The sequence below is a fragment of the Streptomyces sp. NPDC058619 genome, from assembly GCF_042717785.1.
Lineage (GTDB): Bacteria > Actinomycetota > Actinomycetes > Streptomycetales > Streptomycetaceae > Streptomyces.
On record NZ_JBHXQN010000129.1, the window covers coordinates 1 to 4,618 of the forward strand.

The following is a 4,618-nucleotide window of genomic DNA, read 5'->3' on the forward strand; positions in this document are numbered from 1 at the left end:
TAAGAGACGGGTACCACAGCGCTGCGCGCTGTGCAAGGGAAGGCCCTGCGCTGCGCTCCGGGCGCCCCACCCTTCGGGTGGGGCTGGCCTGCGCTGCGCTTCGGCGTGGTGTGGGTTCGCTGTGCTCTCCCACACCCCTCGGTCATCCCCTGCGCTGCGCTTCGGGGTTGACCGAGGGTCACCGGCCGCGCTGCGCGCGGTCGGTGAGGCCTTTCGCTGCGCTCCAGGCTGGGCCCGCTTCGCGGGCGGCTGGCTGTAGGGAGGGGGCCGGTCATGTTGCTGCTGGGGGGCGTCAACCACTCCAGGTGGTCCAACGGGCATGGGGCGGCTCGCACTGTCCGGACTCGATTGCCCCTTGGTATGCCTCCTTCACGTTCACCGGCTCCCCGGCGCTGCTGTAGGCGAAAACACAATCCGGGTAGACCGGCTGTAACCCATACCAGCAGGTGGTTATCAGGAGGGTCAGCACGAATGCAGCGAAGGGGTACCTCCACGTGAGAGGACCTGAGAGAGGACGGATCACACCGGAAATCGTACGGCCGGGACCTCAACATCCGGCCCCCGCGGGGCCTTCCCATCGCCGAGGGGGTGGCCGGTCTTGCTGTTGTGCGGGTGTCAGCGTCGTCTTCTGAAGTAACCGTGTTGATGCAGTTTGTAGAGGACCCACGGAAGCAGGGCAGCCCACACCCCCAGGAACGCCCACTTGAACCACGGAGGCCCGTCCGGCCTGTCTCGCGCCAACTCGGAGGCAACCACGAAGAGTGAAGTCATACCTTCCGACTGCCCAGCCCGCAGACCAACACACGGCCCCCGGGGGCTGCGATCGCCTCATTGCGGACCCGGGGGGAGGTCCAGCCCGCTCCGTCGGCCCGCGGTGGTCCGGTTCCACGGGATCCGGACCACCGGCCCGGCGTGGCCCGTGCTTGAACATCGCCTGCTCTGCACAGTGTGATGCAGCATGTAGAGTTGGAAAAACTGGGTGTCAGGTTCTGAGGACTGTGGGGGCAGGGCTATGGCGATCGATGCGCGGATTCCAGAGGGTCTCACGCGCCGGGCCGAGTACTTCGTCGGCTGTCATGGATATTGGACCGGCCGTTCGGACGTGGAGCAGCAACGGGCCCGGTGGGTGAAGTACGGGGTCCCCGGGTCTCAGGTCGATCGGGTGGCTGCCTACGAGGCGGCCTGGGGTGGACTTGCCCTTCCTCCTTCTCCGCACTACGACGGTGGCCCGCGGACGCTGAGCGGGGGCGTGCCTGAAGCCTTGGGCGCCGGGTGCTGGTATTTCGAGGCCGGGGAGCAGCGGACCGCTCTTCCGTACTCGTTCGTCATCGGGCCGACCGGTGAGTTCGGTCTTCACGCCGGGGACTGGGTTCCGCTGCATGGGAGTGTTGAGGGGTGGGTGGAGGCGTTGGCCCTGGCCGACCACGCCCGGCGGTGTGCTCGCTCTACCACGGTGCTGACGGGTGATGCCGTGGAGGGTCTCGACCTCGGCGGGTTCGAGCCTGTGTCGGAGGTGGCCGGCGTCGCGGACGCCTGGTGGCGGGGCCCCGACTCCCTCTTCGCGATCTACCGCGGCGAGGCCGAGGTCATGTGCGCGCCGCAGTGCCGGACGGCCACCGTCTACGCCGGACTGGATGCATGGGGGCTTCGGGGCCTGGACACGTTCCCGGGATCGCGGTGACCTGCGGCCGTCTGAAAACCCGCCGGAATTAGTAATCGGAAGGCCAGGAGAGTGTCTGTGATTCAGCTTAGGGAACACCAGGTCGTGCAGAAGTCGGCGTTCCGAAAGTGGGTTGGATTCTCTGCAAGATCTTCTGTGCCTCCGCAGGGGGTTCGGGGCACGATCGTGTCTGCGACCGGCTCGGGGAAGACGATCATGGCCGCCGCGTCCGCGCTGGAGTGCTTCCCCGGCGGGCGGATCCTCGTCACCGTCCCGACCCTCGACCTCCTCGTCCAGACCGCGCAGGCCTGGCGCAGGGTCGGCCACCGGGCGCCGATGGTCGCGGTCTGCTCGCTCGAGAACGACGCGGTCCTGGAGCAGCTCGGGGTGCGTACGACCACGAATCCGATCCAGCTCGCCCTGTGGGCCGGGGCCGGGCCGGTCGTCGTGTTCGCCACGTACGCCTCGCTGGTGGACCGGGAGGACGTCGAGGGCCCGGTCGGCGCGGGGAAGGTGCGGGGGCCGCTGGAGGCCGCGCTCGCGGGCGGGGAGCGCCTGTACGGGCAGGTGATGGCCCCGTTCGACCTCGCGGTCGTGGACGAGGCGCACTCGACCGCCGGTGACCTCGCGCGGCCTTGGAGTGCGATCCACGACAACACGCGGATCCCCACGGACTTCCGGCTCTACATGACCGCAACCCCGCGGATCCTGGCCGCGCCCCGGCCGCGGAAGGGCGCGGGCAGTCCTGAGCCGGAGATCGCGAGCATGGCCGACGATCCGGACGGCACCTACGGGGCCTGGCTCCCCGGGGCGGAGCTGGGGCTGTCGGAGGCGATCGAGCGGGGGATCCTCGCCGGGTTCGAGATCGACGTCCTCGAAATCCGCGACCCCGATCCCGTCCTCGGGACCTCGGAGGAGGCGCTGCGGGGCCGGCGCCTGGCCCTGCTGCAGGCCGCGCTCCTGGAACACGCGGCGCGGCACAACCTCAAGACCGTCATGACGTTCCACCAGCGGGTCGAGGAAGCCGCCGCGTTCGCGGCCAAGCTCCCGGCGACCGCGACCGAGCTGTATGCCAGCGAGGCGTCCGACGCCGATCTGGCGGCCGCCGGCCGGCTGCCGAAGTCGTCGATCGGCGCCGAGCCGTACGAGCTTGAGACCGGCCGGCATGTCCCGCCGGGCCGGATGTGGGCGGCGTGGCTGTGCGGGGACCACCTCGTCGCCGAGCGACGCGAGGTACTCCGCCAGTTCGCCAACGGCATCAACGCCGAGGGCCGGCGGGTCCACCGGGCGTTCCTCGCGTCCGTTCGCGTCCTCGGCGAAGGGGTCGACATCACCGGCGAGCGGGGAGTCGAGGCGATCTGCTTCGCCGACACCCGCGGATCGCAGGTCGAGATCGTGCAGAACATCGGCCGCGCGCTCCGCCCCAACCCGGACGGGACCGCCAAGGTCGCCCGCATCATCGTCCCGGTCTTCCTGGAGGCCGGGGAGGACCCGGGCGACATGGTCGCCTCAGCGTCTTTTGCACCCCTCGTCGCCGTGCTCCAGGGCCTGCGCTCGCACGACGCCCGCCTCGTCGAGCAACTCGCCTCCCGCGCCCTCACCCGCGGACAATACGAGCGGCCGGTCCACATCCAGCGCGACGAGGACGGCCGGATCACCAGCGCCAGCGCCGCGGCCGGCGCCGGGGAGGACGGTGGGGACCAGGAGCAGGACGGTGGCGACGCGGGCGCCGAGTCGGCGCTGCTGCACTTCTCCAGCCCGCGGGATCCCGCGACGATCGCCGCGTTCCTGCGGACCCGCGTCTACCGGCCCGAATCCCTGGTCTGGCTCGAGGGATACCAGGCCATGCTCCGCTGGCGGGCCGAGCACGGGATCACCGGGCTGTACGCCGTGCCCTATGACGTCGAGACCGCGGTCGGGGTGACCGAGGCGTTCCCGCTCGGGCGGTGGGTGCACCAGCAGCGGAAAGCCCTGCGCGGCGGGGAGCTGGAGGAACGGCGCAAAACCCTCCTCGACGCGGTCGAGGCCGGGATGGTCTGGGAACCGGGCGAGGAGGCATGGGAGACCAAACTCGCCGCGCTCCGCTCCTACCGGCGAGCCACCGGGCACCTCGCACCCCGACAGGACGCCCTCTGGGGCGAGGACGGCGAGCAGGTCGCGATCGGGCAGCTGATGGCCAACCTCCGGAGGAAGGGCGGCCTCGGGAAGGACGCGGAGCGGGCCCGCGCCCGCGCGGAACAGCTGACCGCGATCGACCCGGACTGGGCGTGCCCGTGGCCGCTCGACTGGCAACGGCACCAGCGGGTGCTGGCCCAGCTCGCCGAGACGGAGGCCGGCGGCCTGCTGCCCGCGATAGAGCCCGGCGTCACCTTCGACGGCGACGACCTCGGACGCTGGCTCACGCGGCAGGCCCGCGACTGGTCGCAGTTGTCCGCCGAGCAGAAGGAACGGCTGACGGTGCTCGGCGTACAGGCCGCCCAGGCCCCGGCCCCCGCCCCGGCGGCCGCGGGCGCGGCGAAGGGCGGTTCGGGGAAGGCGCAGCAGGCCTTCCAACGGGGCCTGGAGGCGCTCGCGCAGTACGTCGCGCGGGAGGGCGGCCTGCCCGGACGCTTCGTGGTCGAGGTTCTGCCCGACGGCGCCGAGCACCGTACGGGGATCTGGTACGGGAATCTCAAGGCCCGCCGGGACAAGCTCGACCAAGCCCAGCTCGCCGCACTCGCCGAACTCGGAGCCGCGTGGGCGCGGTAACGGGGCAGCCCGCCGGGGCGCCGGACGGACCGCCCCCCTGCGCGCACGAGAGACGAGAGGGCGGCATACGATCGGCGCATGGTCCGTTCCCTGCCGGTTCCGCCCCCGACTTCGTTGCTCTCGGACGGAGTTGTCGTCGTACGGCTGCGGCGCGCGTCCGATGTGGACGCCATCGCGGAGGCGGGTCACGACCCCGAGACCCGGCGCTGG

2 protein-coding genes are annotated in these 4,618 nt (G+C 71.2%); both read left to right on the forward strand.

The window, feature by feature from the left end; translation table 11 throughout:
- Positions 1-1,012 precede the first annotated feature (1,012 nt).
- Positions 1,013-1,681: a hypothetical protein gene (locus tag ACFWTC_RS38540; protein ID WP_384030618.1), complete on the forward strand. Its 669-nt coding sequence runs from the start codon at positions 1,013-1,015 to the stop codon at positions 1,679-1,681.
- Positions 1,682-1,738: 57 nt separating this feature from the next.
- Positions 1,739-4,408 (forward strand): Helicase associated domain protein, encoded by a 2,670-nt coding sequence (locus ACFWTC_RS38545; RefSeq protein WP_384030620.1) that lies wholly within the window; start codon positions 1,739-1,741, stop codon positions 4,406-4,408.
- The last annotated feature ends 210 nt before the right edge of the window (positions 4,409-4,618 follow it).